This window comes from Gilliamella sp. X-23 (assembly GCF_057063545.1).
In genome coordinates this window covers 123393-140941 of record NZ_JBXSQG010000002.1, presented here as the reverse complement: position 1 = coordinate 140941, position 17549 = coordinate 123393, and the positions used below count along the sequence as shown (strand labels likewise).

Genomic DNA, 17549 nt, shown 5'->3' with positions numbered 1-17549 from the left:
CAAATAAGGAATATCTGTTTGGGCTATTTTGTTTAATTAGGAGATAAAAATGCCTTTAGAATCATATATGGGTGTTATTCCAATGGTTGTTGAGCAAAGTTCTCGTGGCGAAAGAGCTTACGATATTTACTCGCGATTATTAAAAGAACGAATTATATTTTTGACAGGGCAAGTTGAAGATAATATGGCAAATCTTATTATCGCTCAAATGTTATTTCTAGAAGCGGAAAATCCTGATAAAGATATTCATTTGTATATTAATTCACCGGGTGGAGTGGTTACAGCTGGTATGGCAATCTATGATACTATGCAGTTTATAAAACCAGATGTCAGCACAATCTGTTTGGGGCAAGCATGCTCAATGGGTTCATTGCTTTTAACAGCGGGAACTAAAGGTAAACGTTATTGCTTACCTAATGCTCGTGTCATGATTCATCAGCCATTAGGTGGTTTTCAAGGGCAAGCTTCTGATATTCAAATACATGCACAAGAAATTTTACAAGTAAAGAGTCGTTTAAATAACATTTTAGCAATGCACACAGGTCAAGATATAGGTGTAATTGAAAAAGATACCGATCGTGATAACTTTATGTCTGCCGAAAAAGCAGTTGAATATGGTTTAGTTGATGCCATATACAATAAACGATCTTAATATTAGATAGGTGGTAGAAGTGAATAAAGAAAGTTCAGAAAAATTACTCTATTGTACTTTTTGTGGTAAAAGTGAGCATGAAGTCCGTAAACTTATTGCTGGGCCATCATCTATTTATATCTGTAACGAATGTATAGGATTGTGTAATGATATCTTAAAAGAAGAGACAAAAAGTTTTCTTTCTCATGAAGAGTTTATCAGTAAGCCATTACCAACACCACATGAAATTAGAGAGCATCTTGATGAGTATGTAATTGGTCAAGAACGTGCAAAAAAAGTTTTATCCGTTGCTGTTTATAATCATTATAAACGATTGCGTAATTATGCAAGTAGAAGTGATGTTGAATTGGGCAAAAGTAATATTTTGCTTATAGGACCTACAGGAAGTGGTAAAACGTTATTAGCTGAAACATTAGCTCGTTTTTTAGATGTTCCTTTTGCAATGGCAGATGCAACAACATTAACGGAAGCCGGTTATGTAGGTGAAGATGTAGAAAACATTATTCAAAAGCTATTACAAAATTGTGATTATGATGTTGAAAAAGCTCAACGTGGTATTATTTATGTTGATGAAATTGATAAGATTTCACGAAAATCAGATAATCCATCTATTACGAGAGATGTCTCTGGCGAAGGTGTTCAACAAGCTTTATTGAAAATTATTGAGGGAACAATTGCTTCAGTCCCTCCAAAAGGAGGGCGTAAGCATCCTCAACAGGAGTTTTTACAAGTTGATACTTCAAAAATTTTATTTATTTGCGGTGGTGCATTTAGTGGTCTAGATAAAGTTATCGAAAACCGCGTATCAACTAATACAGGAATAGGTTTTGGTGCTGATGTAAAAAGTACGAAAAATAAAATTTCTGAGTCAGAATTATTAGCGCAAATAGAAGCAGAAGATTTAGTTAAATTTGGATTAATTCCAGAATTTATTGGGAGATTACCTGTTATTGGTACTTTATCAGAATTAGATAAGAATGCTTTAATTAATATTCTAACTGAACCTAAAAATGCGTTAACTAAGCAATTTCAAACTTTGATTGAATTAGATGGCGTTGAGCTTGAGTTTACAGCAGAAGCTCTGGACGCTATCGCTATAAAAGCAATGCAACGTAAAACAGGGGCAAGGGGATTGCGTTCAATTGTTGAAAATATATTATTAGATACAATGTACGATTTACCGTCAATGAATTCTGTTAAAAAAGTGATTGTAGAAAAAGAAACGGTCGAAAGATATCAAGCACCAAAGTTAGTGTACCGCGAAGATGCTGAACTATCTGCTTGAAATATAAATTTGCCATCATAAAAATATGATGGCAAAACTATAGCCTCAAATTAGTACTAAAATAAAGTTACTTTAAAAACTGTCAATATGTTCCAAAAATAGGCTTGAATGTCTAAAAACGATCCCAATATTTATCTAATGGGTTTGTACTACTAGAGAGAAGAAAATGAAAATAAAACGAACTAAACACATGATTATGCCTATTTTACCATTGCGTGATGTTGTTGTATTTCCACATATGGTAATTCCTCTCTTTGTTGGTCGAAGTAAATCAATACGTTGCCTAGAAAGTGCAATGGAAATGGATAAGCAAGTTTTTCTTGTAACCCAAAAAAATCCTTCTCAAGATGATCCTGATGTAGATGATTTATATGAAGTCGGAACAGTGGCTAATGTCGTACAATTACTTCAATTACCTGATGGAACTGTAAAAGTTCTTGTTGAAGGTGTTGAACGTGCCAAAATGATGGATATTGCTGTGCATGAAAATAATGAATTTTTTATTGCAAAAGTCAAGCCATTAAGCGAAGTTAAAAAGGCAGAAGATATAAGTGAAGCTATGATCCGCTTAACTTTATCTAACTTTGATGAATATTCAAAACTTAATAAAAAAATAACTCAGGAAGTTGTTGATTCTATCCGTTTAGTGAAAGAACCATCGCGTTTAGCTGATTCTATTGCTGCTACGCTTTTTTTAAGAGTTGAACAGAAACAAGAGATTCTAGTTGCAGCTAATCTTGTAAAGCGTTTTGAGTTGCTTATTTCATTAATGGAGTCAGAAATTGATTTATTACAAGTCGAAAAAAATATTCGACAACGTGTTAAGCAGCAAATGGAAAAGGCTCAAAAAGAGTATTATTTGAACGAGCAAATTAAAGCTATTCATAAAGAGTTAGGTGATATAGACAATAAACCTGATGAATATGAAGAGTTAAAAGAAAAAATTATTAAAGCTAAAATGTCAAACGAGGCTACAGATAAAGCATTAGCCGAACTTAATAAATTAAAAATGATGCCGGCAATGTCTGCTGAAGCGACAGTAGTTCGAAGTTATATTGATTGGATGATTCAAGTTCCTTGGTATAAGCGTAGCAAAGTTAAAAAAGATATTGAAGGTGCACAAAAAGTTCTAGATAAAGATCATTATGGACTTGAACGCGTAAAAGACAGAATTTTAGAATATTTAGCTGTTCAAGGCCGTGTTAATAAAGTTAAAGGTCCTATTTTGTGTTTGGTTGGGCCTCCAGGTGTAGGTAAAACATCGCTAGGTCAATCGATAGCTAAAGCAACAGGCCGTCAGTATATTCGCATGGCTTTAGGTGGAGTGCGCGATGAGGCTGAGATTCGTGGACATAGACGTACTTACATTGGTTCAATGCCGGGAAAATTAATTCAGCGTATGGCAAAAGTAGGTGTTAAGAACCCATTATTCTTATTAGATGAAATTGATAAGATGGCATCGGATATGCGTGGTGATCCTGCATCAGCATTATTAGAAGTGCTTGATCCAGAGCAAAATAATGCTTTTAGCGACCATTATTTAGAAGTTGATTACGATTTATCTGATGTGATGTTTGTTGCAACGGCTAACTCTATGAATATTCCCGCACCATTGTTGGATAGAATGGAGGTGATTCGTCTTTCTGGTTATACAGAAGATGAAAAATTGAATATAGCTAAGCAACATTTAATTACTAAGCAGATAGAAGATAATGGTTTAAAGCCAAAAGAAATTAGCATTGATGATTCAGCCATCATCGGTATTATCCGCTATTATACTCGTGAGGCGGGTGTTAGAAGTTTGGAAAGAGAGATTGCAAAAATTTGCCGTAAAGTTATTAAACAGTTAGCATTAGACAGTAAATTGAAACAGGTAACTGTGACACAAGACAACTTAAAAGATTTCTTGGGAATACAGCGTTTTGATTACGGTAAAACGGATAGTGAAAATCGCATCGGCCAGGTTGTTGGTCTTGCTTGGACAGAAGTCGGAGGTGATTTACTCACTATTGAATCGGTAAGTGTACCTGGAAAAGGAAAATTAACTTATACAGGTTCATTAGGTGATGTGATGCAAGAGTCAATACAAACGGCATTGACAGTTGTTCGGTCTCGTGCAGAAAAATTGGGTATTAATAGTGATTTTTATGAAAAACGTGATATCCATGTGCATGTACCAGATGGCGCAACACCAAAAGATGGGCCAAGTGCTGGTATTGCTATGTGTACATCATTAATTTCAACATTAACGGGTAATCCAGTTCGCTCAGATGTTGCTATGACGGGGGAAATAACATTACGTGGTGAAGTTTTACCCATCGGTGGACTAAAAGAGAAGTTATTAGCTGCGCATAGAGGTGGAATTAAAGCTGTATTGATACCAATTGATAATGTTAAAGACTTAGAAGAAATCCCTGAGAATGTGAAGGCTGAAATTGATATACATCCTGTAAAATGGATTGATGAAGTATTAACAATTGCATTACAAAATAATCCATTAGGTATAGAGTTCGTAGCTAAAAAAACGACATTAAAGCAACCTGTAAAAAAGGCTATTAAAAAAATAAAAAATAGTGTTGGCCGTTCTGCTAGCTTAAATTAATTATTTTTTTATTTGAAAAAGATCAACTTGGTGTTGATCTTTTTTTGGACTTAATATTCTGACAATAGTTAATTTAGTTAAATATGCTATACTTTCAAAATTAAATATTAGGTATACGGAGAATCGCAAGAAATGATGGAAACAATCCGAACAGCAGCAAATAATCTTGTTGTTAAAATTATTTTTGCAATAATTATTTTATGTTTTATTTTCACTGGCGTCGGATTTTTAGGTTTTGGCGGTGGTAATAGTAGTGCACGTGATCAGCAACAATACATCGCAAAAGTTGATGGTGACGGTATCAGCCGCACTGAATTTGAAGCCCAAGCTAGACGAGCAACAGCAAATACTGGAGGGGATAGTTCTTTTATCAAACAGATACGTCGGGGTGTATTATCAAATCAAATTGATAATTATTTAGCTTATAAATTTTCAGAAAAGATAGGTGTAACTATTAGTAATGAACAGATTAAAAATTTCATTAAGAAACAAAGAGATTTTTTTAGAAATGGTAAATTTGATACTCAAAAATATTTAACCCTTCTAGCTGAAAATAATATTACTCCAGATGCTTATGCCGAAATTATAAGAACTGTATTGCAGCAACAACAGGTGATTAATGCTTTGACAAATAGCAGTTTTGTTTTGCCAATCGATTCTGAAATATCTTCACTCAAAAATCAAACTAGAAGCGTATATGCTACTTCAGTTAATACTTCAATAAGTGATATTGATGAAACACGTATTACGATAGATGATGAACAAAAATACTATAACGAAAATTTAAAAGAGTTTTTTAGGAAAGAGAGAGTAAAAGTTAAATATATTTTTGTATCAGAAGATGCTATAAGAAAAACAATTGACGTTACTGAAGACGAGATTAAGAATGAGTATAATAAAAATATTAAAACTTATTCATATCCAGCTAAGAAAGCCTATAGTGTAATTTTTGTTACTGATGAACAACAAGCTAATAAAATTGCAAAGGATCTTTCTTCTGGAGCTGATTTTGATAATATTGCTAAAACTGTCAATCAAAATCATGATATTTCTCCATACGGTAAAAATGGTTCATTAGGATGGTTTGCTGATGATGACTCTTTACCTCAAGTTTTTAAAAATGCTCAGTTGAAAAAAGTAGGGCAAATTTCATCACCAATTAAAGTTGACGGCGGTTATGCAATCGTGAAATTAGATGATATACAGGCCTCTAAGGTTATGGATTTTGATTTTGCGAAGTATCAAATTGATTCAAAACTGACTCAACAAAAAATACAGCAGACTTTGGAAAATGACGAAAATAAAATTAAAATTGCATTACATGACTCTCCTAAAAGTATTGAAGAGCTTGCTAAGAAAGTTGGACTAGAAGTAAAGACCTCTGATTGGATATTTTTCAACGATAGATTTGGAATAACTACTCATCCTGAAGTTAGTGACGTAGTTTTTAGTGAAGAAATGATAGCCGATGGTAAAGCGACAGGGCAAATTTCTGATTTAATCATAGCTGAAAGGGATTATGGTAGATATGATTTTGTTGTACAAACAATTGATTATCGTCCTGAAGGTGTTGCGCCGTTTGATGAGGTGAAAAACCAAATTCATGAAAAACTCTATGCAAAAATGGCTCAAAACCAGTTTAAATCTAGTGTCGATAATATATTGACTCAATTAAATGAAACAGGAGAAGCTAAAAATGTTCAGTTTGCACAAAAATACACCTTGAAGCGGAGTTCAACCGAACTCGACCCAAAAGTTGTTAATATGGTATTTAATTTAAATCCATCAGCATCAGGAAAGAGGGTTTTTGGTTCGGAATTTATCGATGATAAAAGTGCTTATATTGTTGTGCTAACTAAGGTAGATACCCCAACAAAATATGAAGATATTTCTTCTGAGTTGTTACCTTTATTCATTAGTGAAATGCATTATTATCTTGCTGCTGACATACGCTCTAAAGCTAAGATAGAAATTATGCCTGATGCTAATCTGTGATTTAGTTCTCAAAATAGTAGCAATTATCGAAAAAAAGAAAAGTCACTTAGGTGGCTTTTCTCATTCTTGCCATTCATGAAATTTGTTTTATTTGATTAAGTGAGATAGTTATAAAGCAAATTTATTTGCGTAACTATTTTTGGAGATTAATCAAATGAAAGTATTTTCACTATTATGTATTTTATTATCAAGTTTTGTTTTTTCTAACATAAGTTTTGCTGATTCCACTCCAGTGACATCGGCTAAAGTTAAACAGGAACAAAAACAAGTTGTTCAAGTAAATATTAATACTGCAACGGCAGAAGAATTATCAAAAGTATTGACGGGGATTGGGGCAAGTAAAGCCCAAAAAATTATCGAATATCGGGAAAAATTTGGTCCTTTCGTTTCCGTCGAGCAGTTAAAGGAAGTTTCTGGTATTGGTCAAGCAACACTAGATAAGAATGCCGGTAAAATAATTTTATGATTTATTATTTCCACCAATTAATATTGGTGGAAATAATATCAATCTAATTATCAGTAGGATCGACATCAATACTCCATCTCACTTTCGATGTTTCATTCCATTGACCTATTTCCGTTAATAGTTGATCTAATATTTGCTGCAAATATTGCCTATTTGTATGTTGAAGCAGTAATTGCCAACGATGGTACCCCGCTTTTTTGGGTTGGCTTGCAGGCATTGGCCCAAGTTGCCATAATGTATGATTATAATGTGCTTTTAACCAATCATAAATATGTTGTAAAAGTGTTGGTGCGTAATGATTATTGCGATCTGCTGCACGAATCAATGCTTGGTAACTAAATGGTGGTAGTTGGGTTTGTTGTCTTTCTTGTAATGTCAGTTTGGCAAATTTTTGATAGCCTTCAGTTAGTAAAACATTAAGTAAAGGATGATCAGGATGATATGTTTGTAAAATGACTTGACCTGCTTTTGCTTCACGGCCAGCCCTTCCTGATACTTGTGTATAAATTTGCGCAAATCGTTCAGTTGCTCGAAAATCACTTGAAAATAAAGCCCCATCAACATCTACAATTCCAACCAAAGTTATATCAGGGAAGTGATGTCCTTTTGCCAAAATTTGTGTGCCAACTAAAATGTGTGCACCACCTTGTTGAATACTGTGTAAATAGTTATCTAATGCACCTTTTTTACTAACTGTATCCCGATCAATACGACTAATTTTGATGTTAGGAAAAAGAATCTCAAGTTGTTGTTCAAGTTGTTCTGTTCCAAATCCAATCGGCATTAAATGAGTAGAGCCACATTTTGGGCATTGTTTGGGAATTGCTCTTGGTGTATCGCAATAATGACAAATCAGCTTGTGTTGTTTCTGATGAAATGTATAGGGTCTATCACAACGAGGACATTCAGCAATCCAACCGCAATCATGACATATTAATAATGGTGAAAAGCCTCGACGGTTTAAAAATAACATTACCTGGTTATTATTAGATAAATGTTTTTTTATTTCCTCAATTAATGGTTGTGATAAACCAGCAGTAAGTACTAACCCACGCAAATCTAAAATTGACTGTTTGGCTAACGTTGCATTACCGGCTCTTTCTGTTAATTGTAGTAAGCGGTACTTGTCGTTTTGTGCATTATTGAGTGTTTCAAGCGATGGTGTTGCAGAGCCTAAAATAATTGGAATATTGTTAAATTTAGCTCGTATAATTGCTAAATCTCGTGCATGATAGCGCCAACCTTCTTGTTGCTTATAGGAGCTATCATGTTCTTCATCAATAATAATTACCCCTAAGTCTTTAAATGGAGTAAAAAGTGACGAACGAGTACCTACCACAATAGCATTTTCTCCATTTTTGCTTCTTAACCAAACAGCTAGTCTTTGTTTATCAGTTAGTCCCGAATGAAGAATATCAATTGGTGCATTAAAACGTTGTTTAAAACGTTTAATTGTTTGTGGTGTTAAACCAATCTCAGGCACAAGTACTAATGCTTGTTTACCGGCAGTTAAAATATTTGTGAGTATATTCAAATAAACTTCAGTTTTACCTGAGCCAGTTACACCTTCCAGTAAAAATACCTCAAACTGGTGATTTTGTTTATTGACTGTTTCTATCGCATAATTCTGCTCTTTATTTAACTGAATTGAACTAGCATTAGTTGAAAAGTTTGTTTGCCATGGAATGTAATCTGGTTGGCAGCTTACTTGCTCTATAAGCTGCTTTTTCTGTAATTCGTGATAGACGGCGTTACTTATGTTAGTGTTAGAAATAGTATTATTTCTAAATGATGATAGTAATAATTGTTGTTTTGGGGCTCGTGATAGCGATTCTAAATCAATTTGCTTCCCCAATTTGGTTAATTGCCATTGTTTGGTTTCTTCTTTGACTGCATGGCGCCCTTGTCTTAACAAAATAGGCATAGCATGAAACAGAACCTCTCCGATGGGATAGTGGTAATAACTAGCAGCCCAGTTCAATAGCTGCCAAATGGAAGGTGAAAAAACTGGTTCACTATCGATAATTGCCTTAATGGTTTTTAATTTTTTAACATTAAATTCGGTTTTTTCATCAATGTTGACAATAATACCTATTGTATCTCTTTTACCAAAAGGAACTTTAACCCGCATTCCAACTTGAGCTGGCATCGTTAAGCTATAATCATAAAGTTGGTAGAGCGGTACGGGTAAGGCTACATGAGCAATAAGCATTGAAAAGTCACAATTATAATTAATCAAAAGTTATATTGTACGCAGTTTTCGTTTAACTCGCAAAACCTAACCTGATATATTCTATTTTAACAATTTTCGTGTGTTATTGATCTAATCAAATGTGGTGGTATCTATTTATAAAATTTGCTATCTTGGCAATACAATATAGTTTTACTTTTTTGAGGAATATATAGCAGATGTCTGAATCATTTTCACACATTAATCGTCAAGGCGATGCCCACATGGTTGATATATCAAATAAACCGAGCACTACTAGGGAAGCAAGAGCTGAGTCCTTTATTATGATGAATGCTAAAACATTAAATAGTATTATTGAGGGGAAACACTATAAAGGTGATGTTTTTGCAACGGCAAGGATTGCGGGCATTCAGGCTGCAAAAAAGACGTGGGAACTTATTCCTTTATGTCATCCTCTTTTATTGAGTAAAATTGAAATTAATATTGAAGCTGATTTAGTGAATTGTTGTGTGAAAATTGAATCTATTTGTCGATTGAATGGTCAAACTGGTGTCGAAATGGAAGCGTTGGTAGCAGCATCTGTTGCTGCGTTAACTATATATGACATGTGTAAATCTGTTCAAAAAGATATGGTGATTACTCAAGTAAGATTATTGACAAAGAAGGGTGGTAAATCTGGCGATTTTATAGCTAAATCATAAATATAGTGAATAGTATGAATAAAATTATTTTTTTTGCCCAAATTAGAGAATTAATTGGTGTGGAGAGTTTGATGTTAGATGCAGATCAACTTTCAATTTTTCGTCTTATTGAACAATTAAGTGAGCGTGGTGATCAATGGTTATTGGCTTTCAAGGAGCGTTCTGTTTTATGTGCTGTAAATCAAACATTGGTTGATTTTGATTATATTGTTCAAGCTGGCGATGAAATTGCATTCTTTCCTCCTGTGACTGGAGGGTAATATTATGGACCTTATCAAAGTCAGCCAAGAACCTATTGATGTTAATAAGCTAACTGATTGGCTTTCACATTTACCACAAGATGGTGCTATTGTTACTTTTATGGGCAAAGTTCGTAGTATTGAAAAATATACAATAAGCCTATTTTTAGAGCATTATGCAGGAATGACTGAAAAGGTTTTGGTTAATATTATAGCTCAAGCTAGAGAACGGTGGCAATTAAGCCGAGTAGCTATTATTCATCGTGTAGGTAAAATTAATGTTAATGAACAAATTGTATTTGTGGGGGTGAGTAGTGTACATCGGGCTGATTCATTTGCAGCAGCTGAATTTATTATGGATATATTAAAAAACGAAGCCCCTTTCTGGAAAAAAGAGAGAACTACTGATGGCGATATATGGGTTGATGCAAAAAAATCCGATGCTGAGGCATTGAAAAAATGGTATTAGTGGTTATTTAGGTTATAATGGTATTAAGTTATATCATGTATTTTTACGAGAGGTGATTAATGAAAAATTATTTACCTAACGCCTCAAATTTTGAATAGGAAGGTAGCCGCCTTCAATTTGTTTGAATTAAATAAAGGGCTCTGAATTTGAGCCTTTTTTGTATATAAAATTCTTATCATTAAGTCATTACTCAATAGCGAATACTATGAAAAAATTATACTATTTTGTTCTAATTAATATCTTTATTTCATCAATACTAGCAATTCGATTTTTTATTGTACCAGGTGCATCATTTAATTGGGCTGGAGTGTCATTTTCAGTATTTGCTGTATTGGGGCATTTTTTCTCTGCTTATCTATTACTTTTTATTATTTGTATACCTTTTCTTTGGCTTAAACAGTCTATTCGGAATATTATTCTTGCTGCAATATTTAGCTTTATTCAAATTGGATTATATATCGATACTATTGTTTTTCAACAGTACCGATTTCACGTAAATCAATCTGTTTTAGCAATGGTTTTATCTGGTCAGGTTGTTGATTTTTCAATAATTACTTATTTATTGATGTTGACTGTTATTATTGTTTCATTCTGTGCTGAATATTTTATTCTTTATCTTGTTAATAAAAAATTCACTGTACAGCATAATAAATCAAGAATTCTTTTGATATCAACAATATTTCTTTTTAGTTCATTTTTAGTGAACCATGTAGTACATATGGTTGCCTTTTATTATGCTTATTCACCTATTATGGTTGTGAAAGAGTATATTCCACTTTATAAGCCATTTACGTCGAGAAAGATCATGAGCTTTTTTGATGCAAAAGGGCAGAGAAAAGTCGTATATAACAAGAATAATGACAATGCTGGTGTTGATTATCCCAAAAAAGCATTGGTGATTAATCCTGAAAATAATAAGCCACAAAATATTATGTTTATTGTCTTAGATTCTTGGCGATATGATACCTTTAGTGAAGATATCTCTCCTAATACATTCCGTTTTGTTAACCAAAATAATGGTGTGGTTTTTGATAATCATTACTCAACAGGAAATGCAACTCGTACAGGTATCTTTGGGCTATTTTATGGTATTCCTGGTACGTATTGGGATTCATTTTTACGAAATAGTATTCCTTCACTGTTTATCACAACGTTACAAAAAGAAAACTATAATATCGGCATCTTCACTTCAGCCAAAGTTTCTGCTCCAGAATTTGATCGAACGGCGTTTGTCACCATCAAAAATTTAAGAATTAGTAGTAAAGATGGTTCGGCATCTAGTCGTGATAAACAAATCACAGAGGATTGGCTTGCATGGTATAGAGCACGTGATACTTCTCGACCGACATTTTCTTTTTTATTTTATGATGCTCCTCATGCTTATGACTTTCCTGCCGATTTTTCGGTGAAGTTTAAACCTATTGGGGATCTGAATTATATAACATTGAATAATGATACAGATCCTTTGCCAATTTTTAATCGTTACAAACAAAGTGTTTATTATGATGACTATTTATTACAAAATGTCTATGATGAGCTTGCTAAATCAGGTTCTTTAGATAACACAATATTGGTTATTACTGGTGATCATGCTCAAGAAATGAATGATAATAAACTCGGATTTTGGGGGCATAATGGTAATTATACTGATGCACAAACAAAGGTTCCTTTTATTATTATTGGTGCAAGAGAGTTAGAAAATCTTAAAAATAATAGTGCAAAATTAACTAGTCACGAAGATGTCGTTCCTACCTTAATGAAACATTATTTATATGTGAAAAATGATATAACCGATTACTCGACAGGTTATGATTTATTTAGTCCTATAACTAATCGTAATTGGCTTTTGATGTCAAATTATAGTTCTTATGCAGTTAGAACGTCTGATCATATTTATTTCGTGAATCGATTAGGTATTAATCATTATATGGATTTACATAATCGTGAAACAGATGAAACACCAAATTATCAATACATTCAAGAAGCGATGAACCATATGCGTTATTTTTCCCAATCAGGGCTAAATAGTTTAAAAGATAAAAACAATTAGGTATAAATTGGCGAGATCATTATCTACCACGAGAGTGGTAGATAATCTGTGATTAGTGCACATCGGCACAATTTAGACAATAAATATAGCGATTTTGCGGGTCTTGAAACTTATTCCATAAAGAAACATGCTCTTTAAGTTGTTTCGCTGCTGGTAGTTGTTCAAAAAATATTTCTGCAGTGGATTTAGGTAACATAGCTATCATATCCGAATAAAATGCATTAAACCAATTTCCTTTTGGTTTTTGCCAGTCAATTTCATAATCAGTTACATTCGCTAATGTTGCAGCAGTTTCAATAGCATCATCTATATCGCCTAACTTATCAACAAGTCCAATTTTGCTTGCTTCTGAACCTAACCAAACTTGGCCTTGTCCTATTTTATCTACTTGTTCGGTTGTCATATTTCTTGCTTCTGCTACTAACGAAATAAATGTTTGATAACCGTTATCAATATTCATTTGAATTAATTGACTCATTTCTTTAGGTAGATCCTGCGTTGAAGTGTTGCTTGCTAATGGTGATGTAGTTATACCATCACTATAAACACCAATATGAGATAAAGAATTTTCGAAAGTTGGAATAATACCGAAAATGCCAATAGAGCCAGTAATTGTATTTGGGTTTGCAACTATGTAATCAGATGCGGTGGATATCCAGTATCCACCCGAGGCAGCCATTCCTCCCATAGATACAACAATAGGAATCTGATAATCACGTAATGCTTCTAGTTCACTACGAATTGCTTCAGATGCATCTACACTACCTCCAGGGCTATTTACACGTAATACTATTGCTTGTATGTTATGTTTGTTTAAGTTTTTACGGATATTTCTCAGCTGTTCAACTATGTCTTGGCTACCAGCGACATTACTACTATTTTCACCATTGGTAATAGTACCATTGACAAATACAACTGCAATCAGTGGTTTTTTCCCCTTGGAGTCACTGTCTAATTTTTCATTTTTTGATTTAAGCTGATAATCATAAATGCTAACCTCATGTTGGTTATTGAACTCAAGTTCATATTGGTAGTTAGATGCAATAGCATCGACTAATCCATTAGATATAGCGTATTGAGCCATGTTACCATTAGCTTCTTTTAAAGCTGTTAACATAATATCTGGGGCGGGAACTAATTGTGTATCGGCTTTTTTCCGTTGTGTTGAAATGTCATTAAGATAGTTATTCCACATAAGTGTTAACCAGCGTGTCGTATTACTTTTTGCTTCTTCAGACATGTCATTGCGAATAAATGGTTCAATGGCTGATTTATAAGTACCTACTCTAAAAACATGTGTATTGATTTTTAAATTATCAAGTAAGGTTTTATAGTATAGATTATTAGCGGATAGCCCATATACATTAACAGAGCCAAGTGGTGCTAAGTATATTTTATTAGCATAGCTAGCTAAATAATATTGGCTTTGATTGAAATTTGAACCAGAAGCATAAATAGGTTTCTTTGCCTCGCTAAATTTGGTTAAATATTTGCCAATATATTGTAGCGAACTTATATCGGCACCAGCAAAATTATCTAATTTAAGGACTATACTTGTAATTTTGGGATCTGTAGTAGCTTGAGCTATTTTTTGAGTTAATTCAAATAAACTATTTTCACGGGAAGTATTGACTTTTTTGCCATAAATCTTGTTTTGTAAAGCATAGATTTCATCACTGTAAAGTGTATTGTCAACAATAATACCTTCGATATCTAAAACTAATGAACCATATTGTGGAACAATTTCTTGTTTTTGTGCTTCTTTTACTAATGCAATAAAGCTAAATATCAAAATAATAATAATTAGAAAAATTAAGTTAAGAAATATTTCTCTAATAAAGTTAATTATTTTCCATATTGATTTAATGGCAGATAAAGCAGACATAATCATTGATCCTTTCATAATGGTTTACCTAGTTTTTATTTCGATGTTTTTCTTTTTAAAATATTTTCTATCTTCAAATCGCAAGCATGTCAGTTTTCCACCCCAACAACATCCTGTATCGAGTGCATAAATGTTTTCTGGTGTACCTTTTCCGTTTAATGCCGCCCAATGTCCAAAAGCGATACTATATTCGTTTGGGATTTTACTGGGTAATAAAAACCAAGGTTTAAGTTTTGATGGCGCTTGTTCGGGTGATTTTTTATAGTAGAAATCTAGCCGCCCATCCTCATAGCAAAAACGCATACGAGTTAATGCATTAGCAATATAACGTAGCCTATCTAAGCCTTGTAATTCTGGTTGCCATTCATCAGGAAAATTACCATACATTTTATCAAGGAATAGGATATAAGAATCGCTAGATAACATAGCATTCAAATCATTGGCACATTTTTTTAGTGTTTCAATATCCCATTGTGGTGAAATACCTGCATGAGTCATAATTAGTTTTAATGATTCGTCGATTTGAACTAATGGTTGTTTACGTAACCAATTCATTAATTCATCAAGATCTGTCGCACGGATGATTTCTTCGAGATTATCCTTCTTTTTGGGCTGCGTAATATTGGCATAAATCGATAATAAATGTAGGTCATGATTACCTAATACCAATCGAATCTGGTTGGAATTATGTTTAACAAATCTTAGAACATCTAATGATTTTGGACCTCTAGCAACAAGATCACCAGTTAGCCATAAAGTATCAGATGATGAGAATTTTGCTTTTTCAAGTAACCGCATAAATTCATCATAACAGCCATGAATATCGCCAATAAGTAGATTTGCCATAATATTATTTCCATGCATTAGCTAGTTGGCAGTATTGTTGTACTGTTAAGTTTTCAGCACGTAAATTTGGGTCAATATTCAATTCAACTAACTGTTCAACAGTAAACATATTACTTAAGCTGTTACGAATAGTTTTACGTCGTTGGTTAAATGCCTCTGTAGTTACACGAGAAAGTGTTTTTATATCATTAACAAGATAAGGTTTTTCTTTATACGGTACTAATCTAACTACTGCAGAATCAACTTTTGGTGCAGGTTTAAATGATGTTGGTGGTACTTCAAGAACCGGAATGATTTGACAATAATATTGAGCCATTACGCTCAATCTACCATAATCTTTACTGTTAGGCGCTGCAACTAAGCGAGTGACTACCTCTTTTTGTAGCATGAAATGCATATCGGTGATGATATCTGCATGTTCAAATAAATGGAACATCAAAGGGGTTGATATATTATATGGTAAGTTACCAAATACTCTTAATGGTTTATCTAATTGCTTGGCCAAAAGATTAAAGTCAAAGGTCAATGCATCTTGTTCAATAACGGTTAGTTTATTATGTAAAAATGGATTTTCAATTAATCTATGGGCTAAATCTCTGTCGATCTCTATAACAGTTAAATGATCAAGATATTTACTTATAGGTACAGTTAACGCTGCCAGTCCTGGACCAATTTCGACTAGGGCCTGATCTTTTTTAGGTTGTATAGCTGCAACAATATTTTCGATGATATAGTTATCATGTAAAAAGTTTTGCCCGAATCTTTTACGGGCAAAATGCCCTTGGTGAACACGATTATTCATGTTTATCTTCACCTGTAATTTTGATGTAAGCGTCACCTTTTACTTCTTGAATCCAAACTTGAGCTTCTTCTGAAAATTTACGATTAAAAATAAGTCGATAAGCCTGATCTTTTTTCATCGCATTTGTTCCATCAATTTGTCTTGTATCGATTAATTGGATTAAATGCCAGCCATAAGATGATTTTATTGGTTGACTAATTTCTCCTTTTTTTAGCTGAGCCAAACCGTTTCTAAACCCATTATCATAAATTTCAGGACGATTCCAACCTAAATTGCCTCCTTTCTCGGCTGTACCTGTATCTTGAGAATTTGCCTTAGCTGCAGCTTCAAAGGTTATTTTGCCATCAGTAATTGATTTGCGAATATCGGTTAGTTTCTGTTGAGCGATTTTGTCGGTAACTAATACGTTTGTTTTAATCAAAATATGACGAGCGTTAACTTCTTGAATTTTAATGTCTTTTGGTGCTTCTGAACGAGTGTCATCAACTTTTATTATGTGTAGACCAACGCCTGAACGGATTGGGCCAATAATACTACCTTTTGGTGCACGTACTAAGCGTTCTTCAAAGAGAGTTGGCAATTCATTTAGTTTATGCCAACCCATGCTGCCGCCTTTTAAAGCAAGATCGTCATTTGAATAAGAGGTAGCTAATTTAGCAAAGTTTTCCCCTTTTTGTGCTCGATTGATAATATCTTGTGCTTTATTTGTGGCATTGTCTATTTGTTGTTTAGATGCTTTTTCTGGAATAGAAATCAAAATATGACTGATTTTTACATCGATATTATTGGCTGGTTGGCTAGTAATATTTTTTGCTAAGTTTTCTACTTCTTTTTCTGAAATTTTGATTCTAGGTCTTACTTCATGCATTCGAGTTTCTTCAATCAACATATCATTGTGGATCCTTTCTCGATAAGAGCTATAACTGATCCCCATTGTTGAGAGTTTGCTTCGAAGTTGATCAATGGTCATATCATTTTCAGACGCAATTCTATCGATTGCACTGGTTATTTCGTCATCACTAACTGTGATTTTAGCTTTAGCTGCTTTTTGTAAAATTAGGTTTTCAATAATTAAACGATCAATAATTTGTTGTCTAAGTATTTTGTCATTAGGTAGATTTTGGGCGTCAGTGCTTGCTTTAATTGTTTTTAGCATATCATTAACATCACTTTCTAAAATGACATTGTTATTAACAATCGCAGCAACCTTTTCTACCATTTTTGGTGCGGCATTCGCAGATAACGGAGTTATGATTCCTAAGCTTATACTTAGGTTTAATGTGATAAATAGTTTTAATAATTTCATGTTCACTCAACTCACTTTGTTGTTGTGGCATTGGTAGCCTACAATAAATTTATCAGTAAT

Annotated in this window: 13 protein-coding genes and 1 pseudogene; 9 read left to right on the top strand and 5 right to left on the bottom strand. The window is 33.4% G+C overall.

The window, feature by feature from the left end; all coding sequences use genetic code 11:
• Nucleotides 1-49 precede the first annotated feature (49 nt).
• The 5 genes and pseudogenes from clpP to ACYH9I_RS02265 all read left to right on the top strand — a co-directional run bounded on the left by clpP (nt 50) and on the right by ACYH9I_RS02265 (nt 7000).
• Entirely contained in the window at nt 50-652 is a 603-nt protein-coding gene (gene clpP / locus ACYH9I_RS02285) for an ATP-dependent Clp endopeptidase proteolytic subunit ClpP (protein WP_483558589.1), read from the top strand.
• Nucleotides 653-662: 10 nt separating this feature from the next.
• Nucleotides 663-1937, top strand: coding sequence for an ATP-dependent protease ATP-binding subunit ClpX (gene clpX, locus ACYH9I_RS02280; RefSeq protein ID WP_483558587.1), 1275 nt, complete (start codon nt 663-665; stop codon nt 1935-1937).
• 166 nt (nt 1938-2103) lie between these two features.
• Nucleotides 2104-4461, top strand: a pseudogene (gene lon, locus ACYH9I_RS02275) (endopeptidase La); the annotation flags it as partial.
• 210 nt (nt 4462-4671) lie between these two features.
• A complete protein-coding gene (locus ACYH9I_RS02270; protein ID WP_483558585.1) occupies nt 4672-6534 on the top strand; it encodes a SurA N-terminal domain-containing protein in 1863 nt (620 codons plus the stop codon).
• A 154-nt stretch (nt 6535-6688) separates the two neighbouring features.
• On the top strand, nt 6689-7000 hold the full coding sequence (locus ACYH9I_RS02265) for a ComEA family DNA-binding protein (protein WP_483558583.1): 312 nt from the start codon (nt 6689-6691) through the stop codon (nt 6998-7000).
• A gap of 43 nt (nt 7001-7043) precedes the next feature.
• Here ACYH9I_RS02265 and priA read toward each other — a convergent pair whose 3' ends face one another.
• Entirely contained in the window at nt 7044-9212 is a 2169-nt protein-coding gene (priA, locus tag ACYH9I_RS02260; RefSeq protein WP_483558724.1) for a primosomal protein N', read from the bottom strand.
• Between the two features lie 197 nt (nt 9213-9409).
• Between priA and moaC the strand changes: the two genes are divergently transcribed.
• From moaC to ACYH9I_RS02240, 4 genes are all read left to right on the top strand, one after another.
• Nucleotides 9410-9892, top strand: a complete 483-nt coding sequence (gene moaC, locus ACYH9I_RS02255) for a cyclic pyranopterin monophosphate synthase MoaC (protein ID WP_483558581.1) — start codon at nt 9410-9412, stop codon at nt 9890-9892.
• Between the two features lie 14 nt (nt 9893-9906).
• Nucleotides 9907-10152 carry a molybdopterin synthase sulfur carrier subunit gene (gene moaD, locus ACYH9I_RS02250; RefSeq protein WP_483558579.1) on the top strand — a complete coding sequence of 82 codons (246 nt, stop codon included), beginning with the start codon at nt 9907-9909 and terminating at the stop codon, nt 10150-10152.
• A 4-nt stretch (nt 10153-10156) separates the two neighbouring features.
• Complete coding sequence (moaE, locus tag ACYH9I_RS02245; protein WP_483558577.1) at nt 10157-10600, top strand: molybdopterin synthase catalytic subunit MoaE; 444 nt, start codon at nt 10157-10159, stop codon at nt 10598-10600.
• 205 nt (nt 10601-10805) lie between these two features.
• Nucleotides 10806-12650 carry a sulfatase-like hydrolase/transferase gene (locus tag ACYH9I_RS02240; RefSeq protein ID WP_483558576.1) on the top strand — a complete coding sequence of 615 codons (1845 nt, stop codon included), beginning with the start codon at nt 10806-10808 and terminating at the stop codon, nt 12648-12650.
• A 52-nt stretch (nt 12651-12702) separates the two neighbouring features.
• On the opposite strand, the gene sppA is transcribed toward ACYH9I_RS02240, so the two are convergent.
• From sppA to surA, 4 genes are read right to left on the bottom strand one after another with little or no spacing between them, the layout of a single operon-like run.
• Entirely contained in the window at nt 12703-14553 is a 1851-nt protein-coding gene (gene sppA, locus ACYH9I_RS02235) for a signal peptide peptidase SppA (protein ID WP_483558574.1), read from the bottom strand.
• A 6-nt stretch (nt 14554-14559) separates the two neighbouring features.
• Nucleotides 14560-15381, bottom strand: coding sequence for a bis(5'-nucleosyl)-tetraphosphatase (symmetrical) ApaH (apaH, locus tag ACYH9I_RS02230; RefSeq protein ID WP_483558572.1), 822 nt, complete (start codon nt 15379-15381; stop codon nt 14560-14562).
• Between the two features lie 4 nt (nt 15382-15385).
• On the bottom strand, nt 15386-16183 hold the full coding sequence (gene rsmA, locus ACYH9I_RS02225) for a 16S rRNA (adenine(1518)-N(6)/adenine(1519)-N(6))-dimethyltransferase RsmA (protein WP_483558571.1): 798 nt from the start codon (nt 16181-16183) through the stop codon (nt 15386-15388).
• Nucleotides 16176-17489 (bottom strand): peptidylprolyl isomerase SurA, encoded by a 1314-nt coding sequence (gene surA, locus ACYH9I_RS02220; protein WP_483558569.1) that lies wholly within the window; start codon nt 17487-17489, stop codon nt 16176-16178. Before surA ends, rsmA begins: the two co-directional genes overlap by 8 nt.
• Between the last annotated feature and the right edge of the window lie 60 nt (nt 17490-17549).